Origin of the sequence: Pseudomonas sp. SWRI111 (assembly GCF_014268555.1) — a bacterium.
Taxonomy (GTDB): Bacteria; Pseudomonadota; Gammaproteobacteria; order Pseudomonadales; family Pseudomonadaceae; genus Aquipseudomonas; species Aquipseudomonas hamedanensis.
This window is the reverse complement of the sequence record NZ_JABWQQ010000002.1, coordinates 40,113-61,196: the sequence shown is the minus strand read 5'-3', so window position 1 is coordinate 61,196 and position 21,084 is coordinate 40,113. Positions and strand designations below refer to the sequence as shown.

The 21,084-nt window shown below is 61.4% G+C and carries 22 protein-coding genes; 15 read left to right on the top strand and 7 right to left on the bottom strand.

Features of this window, described 5'->3' with window-relative positions:
* Positions 1-6 precede the first annotated feature (6 nt).
* The 3 genes from cyaY to rnk all read left to right on the top strand — a co-directional run bounded on the left by cyaY (position 7) and on the right by rnk (position 1,238).
* The gene (gene cyaY / locus HU755_RS03795) at positions 7-339 is read left to right on the top strand and encodes an iron donor protein CyaY (RefSeq protein WP_047596732.1); all 333 of its coding nucleotides are present in this window, start codon (positions 7-9) and stop codon (positions 337-339) included.
* A 4-nt stretch (positions 340-343) separates the two neighbouring features.
* Positions 344-562, top strand: coding sequence for a DUF1289 domain-containing protein (locus tag HU755_RS03790; RefSeq protein ID WP_186630860.1), 219 nt, complete (start codon positions 344-346; stop codon positions 560-562).
* A gap of 256 nt (positions 563-818) precedes the next feature.
* A complete protein-coding gene (gene rnk / locus HU755_RS03785; RefSeq protein ID WP_186549674.1) occupies positions 819-1,238 on the top strand; it encodes a nucleoside diphosphate kinase regulator in 420 nt (139 codons plus the stop codon).
* A gap of 9 nt (positions 1,239-1,247) precedes the next feature.
* Here the strand turns inward: rnk and HU755_RS03780 are convergent, their stop codons facing one another.
* The 3 genes from HU755_RS03780 to HU755_RS03770 all read right to left on the bottom strand — a co-directional run bounded on the left by HU755_RS03780 (position 1,248) and on the right by HU755_RS03770 (position 5,074).
* Positions 1,248-4,091: a class I adenylate cyclase gene (locus HU755_RS03780; protein ID WP_186630674.1), complete on the bottom strand. Its 2,844-nt coding sequence runs from the start codon at positions 4,089-4,091 to the stop codon at positions 1,248-1,250.
* A gap of 181 nt (positions 4,092-4,272) precedes the next feature.
* Positions 4,273-4,518 carry a TIGR02647 family protein gene (locus tag HU755_RS03775; RefSeq protein WP_101161561.1) on the bottom strand — a complete coding sequence of 82 codons (246 nt, stop codon included), beginning with the start codon at positions 4,516-4,518 and terminating at the stop codon, positions 4,273-4,275.
* A 256-nt stretch (positions 4,519-4,774) separates the two neighbouring features.
* Positions 4,775-5,074, bottom strand: coding sequence for a hypothetical protein (locus HU755_RS03770; RefSeq protein ID WP_186619232.1), 300 nt, complete (start codon positions 5,072-5,074; stop codon positions 4,775-4,777).
* A 124-nt stretch (positions 5,075-5,198) separates the two neighbouring features.
* Between HU755_RS03770 and HU755_RS03765 the strand changes: the two genes are divergently transcribed.
* Positions 5,199-5,858, top strand: a complete 660-nt coding sequence (locus tag HU755_RS03765) for a glutathione S-transferase (protein WP_186630673.1) — start codon at positions 5,199-5,201, stop codon at positions 5,856-5,858.
* Positions 5,859-5,986: 128 nt separating this feature from the next.
* Here the strand turns inward: HU755_RS03765 and argH are convergent, their stop codons facing one another.
* Positions 5,987-7,381 (bottom strand): argininosuccinate lyase, encoded by a 1,395-nt coding sequence (argH, locus tag HU755_RS03760; RefSeq protein ID WP_186630672.1) that lies wholly within the window; start codon positions 7,379-7,381, stop codon positions 5,987-5,989.
* Between the two features lie 469 nt (positions 7,382-7,850).
* Between argH and HU755_RS03755 the strand changes: the two genes are divergently transcribed.
* The 7 genes from HU755_RS03755 to rsd all read left to right on the top strand — a co-directional run bounded on the left by HU755_RS03755 (position 7,851) and on the right by rsd (position 14,238).
* Positions 7,851-8,597: a LytTR family DNA-binding domain-containing protein gene (locus HU755_RS03755; protein WP_186549662.1), complete on the top strand. Its 747-nt coding sequence runs from the start codon at positions 7,851-7,853 to the stop codon at positions 8,595-8,597.
* Between the two features lie 140 nt (positions 8,598-8,737).
* Positions 8,738-9,679, top strand: a complete 942-nt coding sequence (gene hemC / locus HU755_RS03750; protein WP_186630671.1) for a hydroxymethylbilane synthase — start codon at positions 8,738-8,740, stop codon at positions 9,677-9,679.
* The gene (locus HU755_RS03745) at positions 9,676-10,443 is read left to right on the top strand and encodes a uroporphyrinogen-III synthase (RefSeq protein ID WP_186630670.1); all 768 of its coding nucleotides are present in this window, start codon (positions 9,676-9,678) and stop codon (positions 10,441-10,443) included. The genes hemC and HU755_RS03745 overlap by 4 nt, the downstream gene beginning before the upstream one ends.
* A gap of 16 nt (positions 10,444-10,459) precedes the next feature.
* Positions 10,460-11,602, top strand: coding sequence for a uroporphyrinogen-III C-methyltransferase (locus HU755_RS03740; protein ID WP_186630669.1), 1,143 nt, complete (start codon positions 10,460-10,462; stop codon positions 11,600-11,602).
* Positions 11,599-12,837, top strand: a complete 1,239-nt coding sequence (locus HU755_RS03735; protein ID WP_186630668.1) for a heme biosynthesis protein HemY — start codon at positions 11,599-11,601, stop codon at positions 12,835-12,837. The genes HU755_RS03740 and HU755_RS03735 overlap by 4 nt, the downstream gene beginning before the upstream one ends.
* Before the next feature lie 206 nt (positions 12,838-13,043).
* Complete coding sequence (locus HU755_RS03730; RefSeq protein WP_186549652.1) at positions 13,044-13,595, top strand: disulfide bond formation protein B; 552 nt, start codon at positions 13,044-13,046, stop codon at positions 13,593-13,595.
* 184 nt (positions 13,596-13,779) lie between these two features.
* A complete protein-coding gene (rsd, locus tag HU755_RS03725; RefSeq protein ID WP_186630667.1) occupies positions 13,780-14,238 on the top strand; it encodes a sigma D regulator in 459 nt (152 codons plus the stop codon).
* Positions 14,239-14,295: 57 nt separating this feature from the next.
* Here rsd and HU755_RS03720 read toward each other — a convergent pair whose 3' ends face one another.
* Entirely contained in the window at positions 14,296-14,961 is a 666-nt protein-coding gene (locus HU755_RS03720) for an FKBP-type peptidyl-prolyl cis-trans isomerase (protein WP_186549648.1), read from the bottom strand.
* 192 nt (positions 14,962-15,153) lie between these two features.
* Between HU755_RS03720 and HU755_RS03715 the strand changes: the two genes are divergently transcribed.
* Positions 15,154-16,299: an AlgP family protein gene (locus tag HU755_RS03715; RefSeq protein WP_186630666.1), complete on the top strand. Its 1,146-nt coding sequence runs from the start codon at positions 15,154-15,156 to the stop codon at positions 16,297-16,299.
* Here HU755_RS03715 and HU755_RS03710 read toward each other — a convergent pair.
* Positions 16,296-16,757, bottom strand: coding sequence for a TIGR02444 family protein (locus HU755_RS03710; protein ID WP_186630665.1), 462 nt, complete (start codon positions 16,755-16,757; stop codon positions 16,296-16,298). The two genes, HU755_RS03715 and HU755_RS03710, sit on opposite strands and share 4 nt — an antisense overlap.
* Positions 16,758-16,807: 50 nt before the next feature.
* Here HU755_RS03710 and HU755_RS03705 point away from each other — a divergent pair, with 50 nt between their 5' ends.
* The 3 genes from HU755_RS03705 to rhtB all read left to right on the top strand — a co-directional run bounded on the left by HU755_RS03705 (position 16,808) and on the right by rhtB (position 20,139).
* Positions 16,808-18,718: an ATP-binding cassette domain-containing protein gene (locus tag HU755_RS03705; RefSeq protein ID WP_186630664.1), complete on the top strand. Its 1,911-nt coding sequence runs from the start codon at positions 16,808-16,810 to the stop codon at positions 18,716-18,718.
* Complete coding sequence (locus HU755_RS03700; RefSeq protein WP_186549640.1) at positions 18,718-19,299, top strand: mechanosensitive ion channel family protein; 582 nt, start codon at positions 18,718-18,720, stop codon at positions 19,297-19,299. Before HU755_RS03705 ends, HU755_RS03700 begins: the two co-directional genes overlap by 1 nt.
* Positions 19,300-19,506: 207 nt before the next feature.
* Positions 19,507-20,139 carry a homoserine/homoserine lactone efflux protein gene (gene rhtB, locus HU755_RS03695; protein ID WP_186549638.1) on the top strand — a complete coding sequence of 211 codons (633 nt, stop codon included), beginning with the start codon at positions 19,507-19,509 and terminating at the stop codon, positions 20,137-20,139.
* 198 nt (positions 20,140-20,337) lie between these two features.
* On the opposite strand, the gene HU755_RS03690 is transcribed toward rhtB, so the two are convergent.
* On the bottom strand, positions 20,338-21,081 hold the full coding sequence (locus tag HU755_RS03690) for a penicillin-binding protein activator LpoB (RefSeq protein ID WP_186630663.1): 744 nt from the start codon (positions 21,079-21,081) through the stop codon (positions 20,338-20,340).
* Positions 21,082-21,084 lie beyond the last annotated feature (3 nt).

The window sequence follows — 21,084 nt, the reverse complement described above, 5'->3', positions numbered from 1 at the left end:
GCCGCAATGAGTTTGTCCGAAGCCCGTTTCCACGATCTGGTCGATGAAACCCAGGAAAAACTGGAAGACATCTTTGATGAGAGCGATCTGGACATTGATCTGGAAAGCTCGGCCGGTGTGCTGACCGTCAAATTCGAAAACGGCAGCCAGTTGATCTTCAGTCGCCAGGAGCCGCTGCGGCAGCTGTGGCTGGCGGCGGTGTCCGGTGGTTTTCACTTCGACTACGACGAAGAAAGCGAGCGCTGGATGTGCGACAAGAGCGAGGAGCAATTGGGCGAGATGCTTGAGCGCATCGTCAAACAGCAGGCCGGTGTCGAATTCGATTTCGAGGGCCTGTGAGTTGCTGACAGACGCCGCTCCTGTTCGGCCACCCAAGCCGCTCTACAGCAACGTCAGCCCGGCGGTGCCGTCGCCGTGCAGCGGTGTATGCCGGCTGGATGAGCAGAAGGTTTGCCAGGGCTGTTTCCGTCATGTCGAAGACATTCGTGAATGGCGTTCGGCTGACGACCAGCGCCGGCGCGTGATATGCGCGCAAGCCGCAGAGCGCCGCACTCGAGCCTGATACGAACTTGTGGCGAGGGAGCTTGCTCCCGCTGGGTCGCGAAGCGGCCCCAAACTCTGGCGACTGCTGCGCAGCCGAGCGGGAGCAAGCTCCCTCGCCACAGCCGATCAGGGCATCTCAAGGTGCGTGGCTTGTATATTTTTTGAGCTGTGATAGTGTCCGCAGACGCCTCAAACCACCGAGGCACGGTGAAAACCCCGTCTTTTTTGGCGGGGTTTTGCTTTTTTTGTGCAGAAGAAAGGAGTCTGCCCGGATCATGACCGCACCTTCCATCACCCTTACCCGTCTGGACGTGCAACGTCTGGGGCGCCTGATCGACAGCCTGAGCGAGAAAGACCAGGCTGCGCCGGGCGTGATTGCGCTGCAAACCGAGCTGGACCGCGCCGATACCGTGGTCGGCCACGATGAAGTGCCCGCTGATGTCGTGACCATGAATTCTCGCGTGCATTGCCGTGAAGAAGGCAGTGGCAAGGATTACCACCTGACGCTGGTTTATCCAAAAGACGCCAACGCCGACGAAGGCAAGATTTCGATTCTGGCGCCGGTCGGCAGCGCGTTGCTGGGCCTGAAGGTCGGTCAGCACATCGACTGGCCGGCTCCGGGCGGCAAGTCGTTGAAACTGACCTTGCTGGAAGTGGAATCGCAACCGGTCAACGGCGGCGCCTTTCCCGAGTAAACCCCTGCCTCACACCTGTTCGAGCGCTTCATTCAACGAGCGCTCCAGGTCCGCCTTGTAGCGCAAATACAGATTGCTCGAACTTTGCCCGTCCCCGAGCAGGCCCGACAGGTCGAGATCGGTGATGTAGCAGCGATAACGTTCGGCTTCACGGCGCTGCTCGACGATCTCGCGGGCGACCACGCTGAACAGCTGGTCGCCATGCTCCAGCTCGCTGAATTCCCGCTGATTGCAATACAAGGTGACTTGCACGTTTCCCGGTGCGGCTTTACCGATGATTGCCTGCACGTCATAGAACGGCTTGTTCACCGGTGTCTGCGGCGCCGGTCGCGCTTCGACCCGCCGTGCCCGGCCCGGGCCGGATGGCAATAACTGGTAATACAAAGTCTCCAGCCTCGCCTCCGGGCCGGCCTCCATCGGCAGCACGGCTTCGCGGCGGAACTGTATCGATTGCAGGAAGCGCTGCAGTGGCACCAGCAGACTCTGCTCGTCGTGGTAGGGCAGCCGCTGTTGCCACAGCGCATTGAACTCATCCAGCACGTAGAGCTCGGCCTGCTGCTCGGTTGTTCGGTAGAACACCTGGATGCATTCGGGCTGGCCCATCGGCAGGATCAGCGCAATGTCTTGATCTTCCAGCGCCATCGGGTCCAGGTGCAGCGGGCTGTAGCGCGGCTGTTCTTCGCCCAGATAATCGAGTAGCGCCGGCAGGGTGGCGAGGGCGACATGGTTGACCTGGCCGGGCACCAGTTCCAGCACGTGATAGTGCTGCTGTACCTGGATCAGGTAGCGGTGATTGAGATCGCTGAGCAGCAGATGTTGCGCGGTGTCGACGATTTCTTCGACGCGGCGCGCAATGAACTGCGCGCGGTTGTGGCAAAAACAACGCACCTTCAGTGACGGTTGCAACGGCCCGCGCGGCAAGTTGTTGAGGTAGTCGCGCAGGCAGTCGAGCAAGGCGTGCGGGCCGTCAAAACGACTGACCAGCACTTCGTTCCAGCTGTTGAGCGTGACCTGATCCAGCGTCAGTACAAGATTCTCGCGCACGCCGGCATAGCTCAGCGAGTCGGTGCGCTCGGTGGTCATCAAAATGTTCAGGTCGCGGTGATGCTTGAGCGGGTCGACGCCAACATTGATCAGCATCAGCACCTCGCTGGGCACGGCCGCCCGCAGCAGTGCCTCTTCGGCAACAGTCGGCAAGGGCAGGGCGATGCACTGTTGCAGGCTGCCCAGCAGGTTGAACAGTTCGAATTCGCTCAGGTCACTGGTGCCGGGGTGCAGGGCCAGGCGCGTGCTGCTGTCGATGACGCCGTTGCGGTGGCACCAGGTCAGCAGTTCGAGCAGCTCGCGGCTGCGCTTGATCGGCGCGAAGTGTTCCCACTCCAGCGCGGTGAGGCTGCCGTTGTACAGGCCCCACTGGGTTTGCCCCGGTTCCTTTTTGTTGCGCGACTGCACCAGGGTCAGGGTGTCTTCGGCAAGGTCCGGGGCAATGCCCGGGTTGATGAACTCGACCTTGTCGGCCTTGCGCTCGAAGGCCGCATAGAGGCGACGGCCGAGGACGTTGAGGTCGCGCTTGTTGATCAGGCTGACGGTCTGCTCGCTGCGCGCGAACTGGGTCAAAAAGCGATAGCTGTAGTTGAGTTCGTTGACCAGCGCACGGCGCTCGGCACTGACCTGGCGGACTTTCCACTGGCTGCGACTGTCGAGCAGCGCCAGTTGCCGCTGATCCCAATGCCATTCGCTGGCCAAACGCTCAAGCAACGCGCGTTGCCAACCCTGGCTGCGGCTATTGCCGGTGAGCTTGCGGTTGACCTTCAGATACAGCGCGCGGCGCACCAGCTCCAGGCGTTCCGGTTCGTTGCGCGTGGTGAGGTATTCCTCGATACGCCGGTACACGACCATGTACGGGTCCAGCTCATCGAGATCGAGCTGATTGGCAAACACGGCTTTTTTGAAGCGCAGGCTCAGGCATTGCACGTGCGGATGCTCGCTGGCGTAGACCTCGGTCAGCAGCAGCTTGAGCACCGACTTGTAGGGCGACTCGATGCCCTTGAACAACTGCCATAAACCGGCACCGATGAACTCGCCCGGCGGAATCGTCGCCATTGGCCCGAGGTCGAGGGTTTCGTCGGCGCGAATAAAGCGTTTGGACAGCAGAGTATGGGTGTAGGCGTCGTAGGCGGTTTCTTCATAAACCGGCACCAGCCACCAGATCGGTGTGCGCCCGGCGAGCCAGATTGCCGTGCGATAGAACTCGTCCAGCAGCAGATAGTGTTGAGTGCTGCCGCAGTTTTCCGAACTGAGCTGGGTGTCGCGTTCGCCTTTGACGAAGCGCGCCGGATCGATCAGAAAGAAGTGAGCTTCGGCGCCCTGGCTCGCGGCCCAGCTTTCGAGCAACTGGCATTTCTTGCTCAGCTCGGCGAGTTCGCTGTCGCTCAGGTCCGGCGCATGGCACACCCACACGTCCATGTCGCTCTGATCCGCCTGGGCGAGAGTGCCGAGGCTGCCCATCAGGAACAGGCCGTGAATCGGCCGCGGCGGATTACTGCCATGGCGTGGTTTGTAGGCGAATGAACGGGTCAGGCGTTGGGCTTCGGCCAGCGTGTCGGCGTCCGGCTCGTAATTCGACAGGCCGGCCGGCGTACTGCCCGAGACATAGCCCGGCAGCAGCGGATGATTGACGTGGAAGAACAGCGGCAGCAGCGTCAGCACGCTTTGCTGGCGCGTCGACAAGCCTTCAAGCGCGCGGCCCAGGCGACCTTCATTGAGTTTGAGAAAACGCGCGCGCAGCTGGCTGAGTACCTTGCGGTCGATTCCCTCGTCCAGGTCGGGGCGGATTTCGTGGGTGCGCGTCATGTCAGCTCAAACCGGCTCGCAGGCTCGGACGTAGAGGGTCTCGGAATGGAAGGCAGTTTAGCCTTAGCACAGCGGGACGTTTAAGCTGAATTTGGTTTTTGCTGTCAGATTTTTCCCGCACAGACCAAGCGGGCCCGCGGAAATCCCGTGGCAGGAGTTCCCGTGGGCAAAGTCAGGGGGATCAGGCGGTTTCTTGCTCTTTCAGAATCGTCAGCACGGTCTGCACGTTTTGCGCGGCATCGCGACCGAGGCTGGTCAGATAGCCGCCATCGGGCTGATCGGTGAGGTCTTTTTCAAACAGGCGCTGGGCAGCGGCGATGTGTTTGGGGGCAGCGGTCTGATGAATTTTCAGACCTTCCTGGGAACTGTCCAGGGGAAAGAGTGCAAGGACTTCCAGTTCGGCAACCAACTCAGGGGTAAGCGACATAAGGACTCCAGACTTTCTAGGAATTGGACGACAGCGCCCCTAAGGTGAACCCGCTGGTGCGGCATGTCCAGTGCTCAGCTCAGGGATTTTGTCTTGAGGCGGATTCCAGTGTAGTCCGGCGGCAGGAGATGGCTGGAGGGATGCGTAACAAACCTTGTAGGAGTAAGCCTGCTCGCGATTGCATTCTTCCAGTCGACGGTGATGTGATTGAAAGAACGTAATCGCGAGCAGGCTCACTCCTACAGGATCGGGGGCGTTACTGCTTTTCCGGTGGCAGCTCAGGCAGCTCAGGCAGCGCACGCAGCGCCGCTTCGTACCATTGAGTGTCGAACGGACGGTCTTCATCCAGCATCGCGTCAATCTCGTAAGCCAACACATGCGCCATCAGTTCAAGGATCTTGTCGCGCTCCGTGCCCACCAGCGTCAGTTTGTTAAAAGTCGCTTTGGCCGCTGGCGGGTTGCCGCTCTCGATCTGGTTCTCGATGGCTTCGATCAGGGTCGCCTCGGTGAATGCTTCTTCGTCATCATCATTGACGATATCTGTCGGCTCGCTCATGGCAGGCTCCTTTAGGTAAGGGCGCCAGTTTACCTGCATTCAGCGGCGTGATGCTGCTGGCGAGAAACGCCGCCGCGATCTATAAACAGGCACTGCCCACCCCGCACGGCCTGGAGGCTCTGTGATGTTCAAGCTCTACGGATTCGCTGTCAGCAATTACTACAACATGGTCAAACTGGCGCTGCTGGAAAAAGGCCTGCCCTTCGAAGAGGTGACCTTCTACCCGACGCAAACCCTGGAATCACTGGCCATCAGCCCGCGCGGCAAGGTCCCGGTGCTGGGCGTCGATGCCGGCTTCATCAACGAGACGGCGATCATCCTTGAATACCTGGAACAGACCCAGCGAGGCACGCCATTGTTGCCGAGCGATCCGTTCGCTCGTGCCCAAGTGCTGGCGATCGCCAAGGAAATCGAGCTGTACATCGAACTGCCGGGCCGTGCCTGTTACGGCGAGGCATTCTTCGGCATGACCCTGCCAGAGGCAATCAAGGAAAAGGCCAGAACCGAGTTGCTGCTGGGCTTTGCTGCGCTGGGCCGTCACGGCAAATTCGCCCCGTATGTGGCGGGCGACAGCCTGAGCATTGCCGACTTGTATTTCCTCTACAGCGTGCCCCTGGCCTGTGCGGTCGGGCAGAAGCTGTTCGGGATTGATTTGCTCGCCGAAATGCCGAAGGCGAAAGCGCTGCTGGAACGGCTTGAGCAGAACGCGCATGTGCAGAAGATTGCCGCGGACAAGGATGCGGCGATGCCGGCGTTTTTGGCGATGGTTGCTGCCAAGAAGTGAGATTTATAGCGTTCTGAAGTCAGCCTTCGCGAGCAGGCTCGCTCCCACAGGGGATTTCTGTTGATCACAACATGTGTGACCAATAGAAATCCCCTGTGGGAGCGAGCCTGCTCGCGAAGCTTTTGCTTTTAGCGGCTGGCGATCAACGCCTGACCGCGCGCCACAGCAGCTTTGACCTGCGCCGGCGCAGTCCCGCCGATATGGTCGCGGGCATTCACCGAGCCTTCCAGGGTCAACACGGCAAACACGTCCTGCTCGATCTGGTCGCTGAACTGACGCAGTTCTTCCAGGCTCATTTCCGCCAGGTCCTTGCCGGTGTCGACGCCGTATTTCACCGCATGGCCAACAATTTCGTGGCAGTCGCGGAACGGCAGGCCACGGCGTACCAGGTAATCCGCCAGATCGGTCGCGGTGGAGAAACCGCGCAGGGCCGCTTCACGCATGATCGCGTGTTTTGGCTTGATCGCCGGGATCATGTCGGCAAAGGCGCGCAACGAGTCACGCAGGGTATCGGCGGCGTCGAACAGCGGTTCCTTGTCTTCCTGATTGTCCTTGTTGTAGGCCAGCGGCTGGCCTTTCATCAGGGTCAGCAGGCCCATCAGTGCACCGAACACCCGGCCGGTCTTGCCGCGCACCAGCTCGGGCACGTCAGGGTTTTTCTTCTGCGGCATGATCGAGCTGCCGGTGCAGAAGCGGTCGGGCAGGTCGATGAACTGGAACTGCGCGCTGGTCCACAGCACCAGTTCTTCGGAGAAGCGCGACAGGTGCATCATGGCGATGCTCGCGGCCGAACAGAATTCAATGGCGAAATCGCGATCGGAGACGTTATCCAGCGAGTTGCCGCCAACGGCGTCGAACCCCAGCAATTGCGCGGTGTATTCGCGATCGATCGGGTAGGTGGTGCCGGCCAGCGCAGCGCTGCCCAGCGGCATGCGGTTGGTGCGCTTGCGGCAGTCGACCAGACGCTCGTAGTCACGGCTGAGCATTTCGAACCAGGCCAGCATGTGATGGCCGAAGGTCACCGGTTGCGCGGTCTGCAGGTGAGTGAAGCCCGGCATGATGCTCGCCGCTTCACGCTCGGCCTGTTCCAGCAGACCTTTTTGCAGGCGGGTGATCTCGGCAAGGATCAGGTCGATTTCGTCACGCAGCCACAGACGGATATCGGTAGCGACCTGATCGTTGCGGCTGCGTCCGGTGTGCAGCTTTTTGCCGGTGACGCCGATGCGATCGGTCAGGCGCGCTTCGATGTTCATGTGCACGTCTTCGAGATCGACACGCCAGTCGAACTCACCCGCCTCGATTTCGCCCTGAATCGTGTTCAGGCCATCGATGATGCTGTCGCGCTCGGCATCGGTCAGCACGCCGACCTTGGCCAGCATGGTGGCGTGGGCGATCGAACCCATGATGTCATGGCGATACAGGCGCTGGTCGAAAGTGACGGAGGCGGTGAAGCGGGCGACGAAGGCGTCGACGGGTTCACTGAAGCGGCCGCCCCAGGACTGATTGGTCTTGTCAGTGCTCATGAATTCGCTCGTATCGGCTTGAAGAAAGAAGGCGTGAAACGCTGGCGCGGATAATAACAGGGTTGCCAATCCTGTCGCTGACACCGGTCGACAGGTTTTTTCGCGATGTGTCAGGCATGTCCGGCGCTGCCTGCGAAGAATTTACGAAAGGATATTTTTCGATTGAGCAATATCGTTCCGACGAACGTCTACAGTGGACAGAAGGGTCGGTGCGAATGCGGATCATGTGAAGGTCTGGCCACTGACTATAAAAAGAGGGGGCGGGTGAGTTGTCCTTGCGTCAACCCCGTGAGAAACGCAGGAAACAGCGGGCTCTGAGCGGTACGACCCGGACACTGGCAAATATTGCTGGCCGACGTACGGCACTTTTTGGCGCTCGGGCTAGTCTTAGCGTGGATCGCGGTGACGGACGTCACTTCACCTGTCTACGCTATCCTTGTGCGAGACTCACGCAGGAATCCAGCGCAATATGAATGTCCTGATCGTTGATGACGAACCCCTGGCTCGCGAGCGCCTCAGCCGAATGGTGAGCGAACTTGAGGGTTATACAGTCCTGGAGCCCGGCGCCACGAATGGCGAGGAGGCGTTAGCGCTGATTGACAGCCATAAGCCGGATATCGTCTTGCTCGATATCCGCATGCCGGGCCTCGATGGCCTGCAGGTGGCTGCCCGACTGTGCGAACGAGAAACGCCGCCCGCCGTGGTGTTTTGCACCAGTCCCGATGAATTTGCCGTGGAAGCCCTGCAGGCCAGCGCCGTGGGCTATGTGGTGAAACCCGTGCGAACCGAACACTTGCAGGACGCCCTGAAACGGGCTGACCGTCCCAACCGGGCGCAACTCTCCGCCCTGACCCGGCCCGCTGCCGAAAGTGGCAACGGTCCGCGCAGCCATATCAGCGCCCGCACCCGCAAAGGTATTGAACTGATCCCGCTGGATCAGGTGGTGTACTTCATCGCCGACCACAAATATGTGACCTTGCGCCACGAAGCCGGTGAAGTGCTGCTGGACGAACCGCTCAAGGCGCTCGAGGACGAGTTTGGCGAACGCTTCGTGCGTATCCATCGTAATGCGCTGGTCGCCCGCGACCGTATCGAGCGCCTGCAACGCACGCCGCTGGGCCATTTCCAGTTGTTCCTCAAAGGCCTCAATGGTGATGCGTTGATCGTCAGCCGTCGGCATGTGGCCGGTGTGCGCAAAATGATGCAGGGCCTGTAAACCCTGGTCATTGCGGGGGGCGCTTGCGACTGTTCATCAGGCATTTCAGGCCAGGGAGGCCACGCCATTTCTGATTCAAGTCAAAGTGGATTTGGCTGAGCTGTTATTATCCGCCGTATCTATTCAGTACGGATTGATCCATGTCCTCTCGCGAAATCCGCATCGCCACCCGTAAAAGTGCGCTGGCCCTCTGGCAGGCCGAATACGTCAAAGCCCGTCTTGAGGCAGCCCATCCGGGTTTGCTGGTGACACTGGTGCCCATGGTCAGTCGCGGCGACAAGCTGCTCGACTCACCGCTGTCGAAGATTGGTGGCAAGGGACTGTTCGTCAAGGAGCTGGAAACCGCACTCCTGGAAAATGAAGCGGATATTGCCGTGCACTCGATGAAAGATGTGCCGATGGACTTCCCTGAAGGCCTCGGCCTTTTTTGCATCTGCGAGCGAGAAGACCCGCGCGATGCCTTCGTTTCCAATACTTACGAAAGCCTCGACGCGTTGCCGGCCGGCGCCATCGTCGGCACTTCCAGTTTGCGCCGTCAGGCGCAATTGCTGACGCGCCGTCCGGACCTGCAAATCCGCTTTCTGCGCGGCAACGTCAACACCCGCCTGGCCAAACTCGATGCTGGCGAATACGACGCGATCATTCTTGCCGCGGCGGGGCTGATTCGCCTGGGGTTCGAAGACCGCATCACCTCGGCAATCAGTGTCGATGACAGCTTGCCGGCCGGTGGTCAGGGCGCGGTCGGCATCGAGTGCCGCAGCGCCGATACAGACATCCACGCCTTGCTTGCACCGCTGCATCACGCCGATACCGCCTCGCGCGTCACCGCCGAGCGTGCCCTCAACAAACATTTGAATGGCGGCTGCCAAGTGCCGATCGCCTGCTACGCCGTGCTTGAGGGCGAGCAGTTGTGGTTGCGTGGTCTGGTCGGCGAGCCCAGCGGCGGCAAGCTGCTCAGCGCCGAAGCCCGGGCGCCGCGGATCGATGCCCAAGCGTTGGGTGTGAAGGTTGCCGAAGCCTTGCTCAGCCAGGGTGCCGGCGACATCCTGAAAGCGGTTTACGGCGAGGCAGGTCACGAGTGACGGGCTGGCGCCTGCTGCTGACGCGCCCTGCGGATGACTGTGCGGCGCTGGCCGCGACGTTGGCCGCAGAGGGGATTTTCAGCAGTTGCCTGCCGCTTTTGGAAATTGCTCCGTTGCCGGTCTCTGCCACAATGCGTCAGGCGATTGCGCGGCTGCCGGCTTGCGACGCAGTGATTGTGGTCAGCAAGCCGGCGGCGCGGATCGCGGTGGATCTGCTTAAGTCCGCAGGCACGTCGTCATTGGCGATGCCGTGGTTCAGTGTCGGCGCGGCGACCGCAGAAATTCTTCGCGAGCATGGTCTCGATGTGAGCTTCCCGGCGGACGGCGACGACAGCGAAGCCTTGCTGCAACTGCCGCGTCTGCGCGAGGCGATCAGTGAGCCCGGTGCGCAGGTGTTGATCCTGCGCGGCGAGGGCGGGCGCGAACTGCTCGCCGAGCGCCTGCGCGCGCTTGGTGCTAGTGTCGAGTATCTGGAGTTGTACCGGCGCGACCTGCCAGCCTACGCCCCGAACGAGCTGCCACGGCGGATCGAAGCGGAACGCTTGAACGGGCTGGTGGTCAGCAGTGGACAGGGTTTCGAGCACCTGCGCGAAATGGCCGGCGAGGTCTGGCCGACGATTGCGCGGTTGCCGTTGTTTGTACCAAGCCCCAGGGTGGCCGAGCTGGCATGTGCCGCCGGGGCCCAGACAGTTGTGGATTGTCGCGGCGCCAGTGCCGCGGCTTTGCTGACGGCGTTGCGGGAACATCCCGCGCCCGTTTTCTGATGCAAAGGATGGATACGTGAGCGAAACAGCCTTGCCTAAAGATGATGTGCAACCTGTGACCGATGCCCAGGTTGAAACGCCAGCGCCGGCCAAAGAACCGCGCCGGGGCAATGGACTGGCCATAGTCGCCGTGCTGCTCGGCGCCGCTGGCGTGGCGATCGGCGGCTGGGGTGTCTGGCAGGTACGCCACCTGCAAACCAATACCCAACAGCAGTCCGCTCAGGTGCAGGCCTTGAACGATCAGGCGCAGAGCCTGAAGCTCAACGAGCAGCGCCTGACCGAGCGCCTCGCGCAGTTGCCCGGCGCTGACGAGCTTGCCGAGCGACAACGTCTGGTGACGCAACTGCAAGGTGATCAGCAGCGCCTCAATCAGCGTCTGGAAACGGTCCTGGGGGCCAGCCGCAAGGACTGGCGTCTGGCCGAGGCCGAGCACCTGTTGCGTCTCGCCAGTCTGCGTCTGTCGGCGTTGCAGGACATCAGCAGCGCTCAGGCGCTGGTGCAGGGCGCCGACGAAATTCTCCGCGAACAGAACGATCCGGGCGCCTTCGCCGCTCGTGAGCAATTGGCGAAAACCCTTGTCGCGTTGCGCAGCACTGAGCAGCCGGACCGGACCGGATTATTCCTGCGCCTCGGTGCGCTGCGCGATCAGGTTATCGACCTCACCGAACTGGCTCCGGAGTACAAGGACCGCGGTGAGTCGCTGCTGGGCTTGACCGCTGACGGTGATGGCGCCAGTCGCTGGGCGCAGTGGTGGGATCAGGTTTCGCGCTACATCCGTATCGACTTCAACGCGGACAAGAATGTACGGCCGCTGCTGGCCGGGCAGAGCCTGAGCCAGGTCCGCCTGGCCCTGAGCCTGGCGCTGGAGCAGGCGCAGTGGGCGGCGCTCAACGGTCAGGCGGCGGTCTACACCCAGGCGCTGGCCGAGGCGCGTGATGTGCTCAGGGGCAACTTCAATCCGGACAATGCGCAAAGCAAAGTGATGCTTGAGCAGGTCGGCGAGCTGAGCAAGGAGCCGGTCACAGTCGTCACCCCCGATCTGGCCGGCACCCTGAGTGCGGTGCAAGCGTATTTGGAGCGACGTAACGTCAACGCCGAAGAATCGGTGAAACCGTTTGCCAGACCTGCCGGCAATACCGCGCAGGAGGCGACGCCATGAAACGCCTGTATGTGATCGTGTTTCTGGTGATCGCCGCCACCGCGGCGCTGGGCCTGGCGATTGCCGAGCATTCCGGTTACGTGCTGGTGGCGTACAAGAGTTTCCGCTACGAGTCGAGCCTGTGGGCGACACTGGCGGTGGTCGCGGTGCTGTGGCTGCTGTTCTGGGGGATCAAGGCGCTGGTCGAGCTGATCATGACTTCCACTGGCGTGGTCAATCCATGGTCGCGGCGCAACCGCAGTCGTCGCGTGCAGGTGGCAATCGAGCACGGTCAACTGGATCTGGCAGAAGGGCGCTGGGCCAGTGCGCAGCGGCATCTGACCCGTGCAGCGGAAGCCGAGCGGCAGCCGCTGTTGTTTTACCTCGGCGCGGCCCGTGCGGCCAACGAGCAAGGTCATTACGAAGAATGCGACCGCCTGCTCGAACGCGCACTGGAGCGTCAGCCTCAGGCTGAACTGGCGATTGCCTTGAGCCATGCACAACTGCAAACCGATCGCGGCGATACCGATGGCGCACTGGTGACGCTGCAAGCCATGCATGAACGGCACCCGCGCAGCGCACAGACCTTGCGCCAGTTGCAGCGGCTGTATCAGCAGCGGGGTGAGTGGTCGGCGGTGATTCGCCTGCTGCCGGAACTGCGCAAGGACAAAGTGCTGCCACCGACTGAACTGGCCGAGCTGGAGCGTCGCGCCTGGGGTGAAAACCTGTCGTTGGCGGCGCAGCGTGAAGACGATGGCACGGTGGGTCTGCAATCGCTGAAACGCGCCTGGGAGCAGCTCACCGCGGCGCAGCGTCAAGAGCCGCCGCTGGTGCTGGCCTATGCTGAACAATTGCGTCAGCTGGGTGCTCAGGTCGAGGCGCAAGAAGTGCTGCGTACGGCCCTCAAACGCAAGTACGACAGCCATTTGGCGCGTCTCTACGGCTTGGTCCGTGGCAGCGACCCGGTACGCCAACTGCAAACCGCCGAAGGCTGGCTCAAGGAACACCCGGCCGATCCGAGCCTGCTGCTGACCTTGGGACGCCTGTGTCTGCAAGCCAGTCTGTGGGGCAAGGCGAGAGACTATCTGGAGAGCAGCCTGCAGTTGCAGCGCAATCCTGAGACCTGTGCGGAGCTGGCGCGCTTGCTGGCGCAGCTGGGCGATACCGAACGCAGCAATCAGTTGTTCCAGGAAGGTCTGGGTCTGCTGGATGAGCGCCTGCTGGCCGCGCCACTGCCGGTTTCCGCGCGCATCTGAAGTGACGAGGGAGGCGGCTCCCTCGCACATTCTTTTTAACTTCGTCGCGCGCTCGGTAAAAAGTCCTACGGTGCGTTACCCATATTCCTCTTGAACCTGTCGGGTTTTCCCTACACCTCTGGTGAACTGTCGGCAGGGCCTCGCCTTGAAAGGCTGACACGCTTTCCTCTACCGTAACCCTCTGTCTCTACTGTTACGGAAAAGCCATGTCGTTGGCCTGCTCACGCTCCTTGTTCTTCATGGCTTTCATTGCAGGAGCCTTTGCTCTGGGAGCTTCTTATTACCTTGAATACACGGTCGGTCTGACGCCGTGCAGCCTGTGCCTGGTGCAGCGCCTGTTCCTTACGCTGCTGTGCATTTGCTGTGGCGTGGCGGCGGTGCACGGCCCCCGGCGTGCCGGTCTTGGGCTCTACTGGCTGTGCGCGCTGGGCGCCAGCCTCGGCGGGACCACGGCAGCCTGGCGGCAAGTGTTGATTCAGAGTGATCCGCTGTTGCAGATGGTCAAATGCACACCCGCCGCCGAGCCGCTGTTCAGTGCCCTGCCGTGGGTGTGCGCCTTGCAACGGATGTTTAATGGCGGTGCCGACTGCGCGGAAATTTCCTGGACATTGTTTGACCTGAGCATTCCGGAGTGGAGCCTGTTGTTCTTTGTCGCGGTCTCGATACTCGCGGTGTATCAATTGTTGCGGCTGGCCTGGAATGCTCTGCAACGCCCGTTCAGCGGCGAAGCGTCGCACCCGGTGCTGCTGAGGGATTAAACACTTGTATGAACTTTATCTCCTGCGTACCTTGAAGCCATAGGCGTGCGGGCATAATCTGGCCGGCACGTGTCATTGGAATTATGTTGCTCGATGACGCTCTGCCCGACCATCCCCACAAGCCAAAATCAGAAGCGGGACGCGGGTGTAGAGCAGCATGACCCACAAGGGAAGAGAGATCGCCATGCTCGAAAGTTGTCAGAATGCTCAGGAACGTTGGGGTGGAGTTCATCTGCTGATCGACCGCTGGTTACAGGAGCGTGAAGAACTGATCAGGGTCTATGACCTGCTCGGTGACAAGCCTGAGGCACTGTCGGAGAGCCGCAAGCCTTTGCTGGAATTCTGCGGTGTGCTGGTCGATTACGTCTCGGCCGGCCACTTCGAAATCTACGAACAGCTCACCGGCGAAGCCAAGGCGTTCAATGACAAGCGCGGCCTGGAACTCGCCGATACGATCTATCCACGTATCGATGTGATTACCGAGAAGCTGCTCGCCTTCAACGATCTGTGCGACGAAGGCAAATGCGTTGCCGAGAAGTTCAAGGAGCTGGGCGGACTGCTGCACGAGCGCTTCGAGCTCGAAGACTGCCTGATTGAAGTGCTGCATAACGCGCACAAGGAAGAAGCGGCGGTTCAGGCCTGATCCGAACCCTGATCAAAAAAACGGTGCGCCCCAGGCGCACCGTTTTTTATTGCCTGCTCAATGGGTCGCGCCGCGCAATTCCACTTCGAACACCAAAGGCGTGAACGGCGCGATCAAGTCGCCGGCACCGTCGGCGCCATACGCCTGATCCGAAGGAATCACCAGTCGCCATTTGGCGCCCACCGGCATGTTCTGCAATGCGGTGCGCCAGCCGGCGATCACACTGTCTAGATTGAACCACTGTGGCTGAGTGTTCTGATCGAAGACAGTGCCGTCCGGCAGCCTGCCGATATACAGCACCTGCACTTTTCCGTCGGGGCCGGCCTTGGCGCCGGTGCCCGGAGCGAGCTCAGTCAGCAGGATGCCATCGGCCAGTTCCTTCACGCCGGGTCTGGCTTTTTCCGCGCTGAGAAAACGTTGCTCGTTTGCCATCGCCGCATCGCTTGAAGAGCGCGATGACTGTTCGGCATTTTGCGATTCATGTTCGGCCAGAATCTGTTCGATGCGCGCTTCACTCAATGCCAGTGGCTTACCCTGATAAGCCTGTTGCAGGCCTTCGATCAGCGCCTGGATCTGCAGCTGCGGGACCTCTTGGCGCAGGCGTTCGCCGAGGCTGGCCCCGAGGCTGTAAGCCAGGTCGTGAGCATCGTTGGCCGTGGTTTTTTCAGTGGCGTGGGCCGCCGAAAAAACCAGGCAGAGGGTTAAAAAAAAGTAGCGCGACATCGGCACTCTCCGTCCTGAGATGCGCTGGATTATGCCAGCGCGAACGGCTGCAACGGTGAACTGCTTTTGTTTTCGCGCATGACATTTTCGCTTCGGTGCAACGCAACGGTTTCGATACTGTCAAGATGCCCTAGCGGCGGTATCAGCAGAGGTCTAGTATGAGCCGCACCCACGTCAGCCAGGAGGTAAACCATGTCGGCCACCAAGAAGCCTGTAAATACTCCGTTGCACTTACTCCAACAACTCTCGGGCAGCCTGCTCGAGCATTTGGAAAACGCTTGCTCCCAAGCCTTGGCTGATGCTGAAAAACTGCTCGCCAAACTGGAAAAGCAACGCGGCAAGGCGCAAGAAAAACTGCACAAGTCGCGCACCAAATTGCAGGATGCAGCCACCGCCGGTAAAGCCAAGGCACAGAACAAAGCCAAGGCCGCCGTGCAGGAACTGGAAGAGCTGCTCGATGCCCTGAAGGATCGTCAGTCCGACACGCGCAGCTACATTCTGCAACTCAAGCGCGATGCTCAGGAAAGCCTGAAACTGGCCCAGGGTGTTGGCCGCGTGCAAGAAGCCGTGGGCAAAGTATTGTCCGCCCGTTCGGCCAAACCGGCTGCGGCACCGGCGAAGAAAGCCGTGGCCAAACCGGCTGCTGCCAAACCTGTAGCGAAGACGGCTGCGGCCAAGCCTGCTGCCAAGGCACCGGTGAAAGTGGCGGCAAAACCGACGGCTAAAACCGTGGCCAAACCGGCGGCGAAAAAACCGGCTGCTACAAGCGCTGCAAAACCCGCTGCCGCCAAGCCGGCCAGCAAAACTGTCGCGGCCAAGCCAGCGGCTAAACCCGCTGCTACCAAAACAGCCCCGGCGAAAGCCGCAGCCGCCAAACCCGCCGCCAAAGCGGTCGCCAAACCCGCCGCAAAACCTGCTGCGAAAACCGCTGCGGCCAAGCCCGCTGCGAAACCTGCTGCCGCCAAACCGGCCGCAAAAGCGGCGGCAAAACCTGCTGCCAAGTCAGCCGCAAAACCCGCCGTGAAAGCAGCCGCGAAACCGGCAACCAAGCCCGCCGCGAAACCGGCCGCCGCGGCTAAACCAGCGACTGCCGCCAAGCCTGTTGCGGCAAAACCTGCCGCCAAGCCAGCAGCCAAACCCGCCGCGAAGCCTGCCGTGAAAAAGCCGGCGGTTGCCAAGCCAGCAGCCGCCAAACCGGCTCCAGCCGCGAAGCCAGCCACTGCGGCGCCTTCGGCTTCGACCGCAGCACCGGCCCCCGCCGCCAACTCGGCCTCTGCCCCGGCGCCAACGCCAGCCGCTGTGTCGAGCGTCAGCAGCACCCCGGCCAGCGCTTCCTAAGTGCCGGTCGCCGCGACGCGCAGCACTTGCAGCGCGTCGCGGTTCGGGCTGGCCGCAGCGCCGGCCAGGCCTTCAAGCCAGGTCATCGAACCACTGGCGTTTCGCGCCCACCCCTGCGCTATCCCCTCAAGCCGCGACAGCAGCGCGCGTTCTGCCTCAAGTTCGAGTGATTTGATTTGCTCGCGCATGCCTTGTAACAGCGCATCTTTCGAGGCTGCGGCTTTCCATTGCAGGCGCACTGCACGCAGTGGCTGCACGACGTCGCGATCCCAGGGCTCGGTCAGCGCCTGAAGCTGGCGCACGCGTTGTTCATCGCAAGCGACCCCACGGTGTTCCAGCCACAAGCCGCACAACAGCAGGCAGACGTTGGCCCCCGCCGTTTGCAGTTGCAGGCAGGCATCTTCGACGCCCGGTCGGGCGTAGACATTCAGGGCAAAGCTCCACAGGTCAGAGGACATCGTGCTACTCGCGCCAGTTGTGAGCGAAGCTGGTAGACTCCGCCGCCATTATGATCCGACTTCAGAACCTGACTTTACAGCGTGGCCCGCAACGTCTGCTAGAAGACGCCGAGCTGACCCTGCACGCCGGCCACAAAGCCGGCCTCATCGGCGCCAACGGTGCCGGCAAATCCAGCCTGTTCGCCTTGCTGCGCGGCGAGTTGCATCCGGACTCGGGCGACTGCCTGCTGCCGGCCGACTGGCGCATCGCGCACATGCGCCAGGAGGTCGACACCCTCGAGCGCCTGGCAGTCGACTATGTGCTCGATGGCGACCTGCGACTGCGCGAGGTGCAACGCGACCTCGCTGCCGCCGAGCAGGCCCACGACGGCACCGCACTGGCCCGTCTGCACGCCGAACTCGACAGCGCCGACGGCTACACCGCCGACGCGCGAGCGCGCAAGCTGCTCGCCGGGCTTGGGTTTACCAACGAGCAGATGGATCGTCAGGTCGGCGATTTCTCCGGTGGCTGGCGGATGCGTCTGAACCTGGCGCAAGCCTTGATGTGCCCCTCGGACCTGTTGCTGCTCGACGAACCGACCAACCACCTCGACCTCGATGCGATCATCTGGCTCGAAGACTGGCTGAAAAACTATCCGGGCACCTTGCTGCTGATTTCCCACGACCGCGACTTCCTCGACGAAGTCGTCGACCACGTGGCGCATGTCGATCAACGCAAACTGACGCTCTACCGTGGCGGCTACACCGCGTTCGAACGCGCCCGTGCCGAGCGTCTGGCCCAGCAGCAACAGGCCTACGAGAAGCAGCAGGCGCAACGTGCGCACATGGAAAGCTACATCGCCCGCTTCAAGGCTCAGGCGACCAAGGCCCGTCAGGCGCAGAGCCGGATCAAGGCACTGGAGCGCATGGAAGAACTGTCGGCGGCCCACGTCGATTCGCCGTTCGATTTCGTCTTCCGTGAGTCGACGAAAATCTCCAGTCCGCTGATCGATTTGTCCGATGCGCGCCTGGGCTACGGCGACAAAACCATCCTGGAGAAGGTCAAGCTGCAACTGACCCCGGGTGCGCGAATTGGCCTGCTCGGGCCGAACGGTGCGGGTAAGTCGACGCTGATCAAGAACCTCGCCGGCGAGCTGGAACCGCTGGCCGGGCGCCTGACCCGTGGCGAGAACACCGTGGTCGGCTATTTCGCCCAGCATCAACTCGACTCGCTCGATTCCAAGGCCAGCCCGTTGCTGCACTTGCAGCGTCTGGCGCCGGGCGAGCGTGAGCAGACCCTGCGCGATTTCCTCGGTGGCTTTGACTTCCGTGGCGCGCGCATCGATGAGCCGGTGCTGAATTTCTCCGGTGGCGAGAAGGCGCGTCTGGCCCTCGCGTTGATCGCCTGGGAACGGCCGAATCTGCTGCTGCTCGACGAACCGACCAACCACCTTGATCTGGAAATGCGCCTGGCGCTGACCATGGCCCTGCAGGAATTCAGCGGTGCGGTGCTGGTGGTGTCCCACGATCGGCATTTGCTCAAGAGCACCACCGATAACTTCTATCTGGTCGCCGATGGCAAGGTCGAAGAATTCGACGGCGATCTCGAAGACTACGCACGCTGGCTGGTGGAATACCGTCAGCGCAATGCGCCGGTCAGCAACACACCGGTCAACCCGGACAAGACCGACAAGAAAGCTCAGCGTCAGGCAGCAGCAGCGTTGCGCCAACAACTGGCCCCGCACAAACGCGAGGCCGACAAGCTTGAAGCCGAACTGGGCAAGCTCCACGAAAAACTCGCCAGGATCGATGCCAGCCTTGGCGACAGCGATATCTACGAACCTGCGCGCAAGAACGAATTGCGTGATCTGCTGGCCGAGCAGGCCAAGCTGAAGATTCGTGAAGCCGAGCTGGAAGAGGCGTGGATGCAAGCGCTGGAGACGCTGGAAAGCATGCAGGCGGAGCTGGAGGCGTTGTCCTGATGGAAGCCTTCAAGCTGCCGCTGCCAGCGATGTGGGTCGAGCCGATCTGGCTCGGCGTGCAAATTCTGCTGATCCTGCTGGCGGGCTACCTCGCCCAGCGCTTCGTCGCCAGAGTCCTGACCGGCCTGGGCCAGCGCTATTCGTTTCCGCCGCAGTTGCTGATGCCGCTGCGTGGTGTGCTGCGCTGGTTGATCATGGGCAGCGCGCTGATCTTTGTGCTGGAGCGTCTCGGGGTGTCGGCGACGGTGCTGTGGACTGCCTTGTCGGGGTTCGTCGCGGTGGCGGCGGTGGCGTTCTTCGCGATGTGGAGCGTGCTGTCGAACCTGCTCTGTGCGGTTCTGATCTTCACCGTCGGGCCGTTTCGCCTGGGCGACGTGGTCGAGCTGGTGGACACCACGGACAAGCCGGGCGTGAAAGGGCGAGTGGTGGCGATCAATCTGCTCTACACCACGTTGATCGAGGCGGAAGAGCTGGGCACGGGTAGCGCGATGGTGCAGGTGCCGAACAGCTTGTTCTTCCAGCGTTCGGTGCGGCGCTGGCGCGGGACGGATGTGTTTCCGTCGAGTGGCTTCGAGAAGTAATTTCGTGGCGTCTGTTCCGACGCCTTCGTCGGAACGCCGTCCGGAGCAGGCTCGCTCCCACATTTGAAATGCGTTTTCCTGTGGGAGCGAGCCTGCTTGCGAAGGGGCCATTAGCCGCACCTGCAACCTTCAGCAAGAAATCGATAGTCATCCACGCGAAGCCGCATTAGCTTAGGCATTTGTCACAAGCATCAGTCGAGGTGTGCGATGGAGCTTCAAACATGGCTGGCGTTTTTTGCCGCCTGCTGGGTGATCAGTCTGTCCCCGGGCGCCGGCGCCATTGCGTCGATGTCCAGCGGACTGCAATACGGCTTCTGGCGCGGTTACTGGAACGCCCTGGGTCTGCAAGTTGGCCTCGCCGTGCAGATTGCCATTGTCGGGGCCGGTGTCGGTGCGATCCTCACCGCCTCGGCCACGGCGTTTTATGCGATCAAATGGTTCGGCGTGGCCTATCTCGTTTATCTGGCGATCAAGCAATGGCGCGCGTTGCCCATGGACATGAGCGATGACGCAGCGGTGCGACCGATCGGCAAGCCGCTGGCGCTGGTGTTCCGTGGTTTTCTGGTGAACATCAGCAACCCCAAGGCCCTGGTGTTCATGCTCGCGGTGCTGCCGCAATTCATCAACCCGCATGAACCGCTGCTGATCCAGTATCTGGTGATTGGCGTGACGATGATTTGCGTCGATCTGATCGTCATGGCCGGCTACACCGGGCTGGCGTCGAAGGTGCTGCGCCTGCTGCGCACACCGAAACAACAGAAACGCATGAACCGCACGTTTGCCGGGCTGTTCATCGGTGCAGCGGCGTTTATGGCGACGTTGCGCAAAGCAGCGGTGTAAACCTGGCAGACAAAAAAAGGCGACCTTTGCGGGTCGCCTTTTTTATTACCTGCGAGATATCCGACTGAAACTCGATTGTGGCGAGGGGATTTATCCCCGTTGGCTCGCGCAGCGGGCCCTCTTGATCTTAAAAGAAGGGGCCGCTGCGCAGCCCAGCGGGGATAAATCCCCTCGCCACAGAGAGTATTCATCCAGGTGTCAGCGCAGGATTACCGGTGCGGTATCGCGCGGCAGGTTATTGCGCTGCGGCGTCTCGCGCGGTTGCTCGTAACCGTCGCCACCGAGCTGCATGCTCAACTGCCCGGCCACGTCTTCGCCCAACGCCTTGGACACGTCACGCACCACTCTTGGGCGGTTCAACGAGATCTTGATGTCGCGGTGGTTCACCAGTTTGGTGTCCTGCGCTTCACCCATCGCCGTGAAAGCCGAAGTGATCTCGAAAGTCTTGGTGTTGATCAGGCTGAAATCCGCCACCAGCGTCAGGCCCAGCACCGCCGAATAGCTGTCGGTGTGCGCCAGCTCGTTGATGTCCTGGGTGAAGTCGATGTCGGACACGGTGCCGAACAGCACGTAGTCGGCGCCTTTGAAGTTGCCGGCCTTGATGCGCTTGATCACGTCATACACATCGCCCTTGGACGAGGCGGTGTATGGCGTGCCCTGCACCAGCTGGAACATGCCGGTACGGAGGATTTCACCCTTGATGTCGCCGGTGAATTTGCGCAGTTCGCCCTGTTCGATGTAGCTGGTGGTCGCTTCGATTTCGTTATAGCTCGAAGAACCGCTGGCGCTGTAATAACTCTCGCGGTGATTGCTCTGCGCCGAAACGATGTGGATGTATTGCTCCACGCGCTCCTGATACGCCAGATCCGTCACCGCCACTTTCGGGGCCGCCTGCACGCTGAACGCGCAAGCCAGGGCCATCATGCCAATCCATGTGCGCATCGA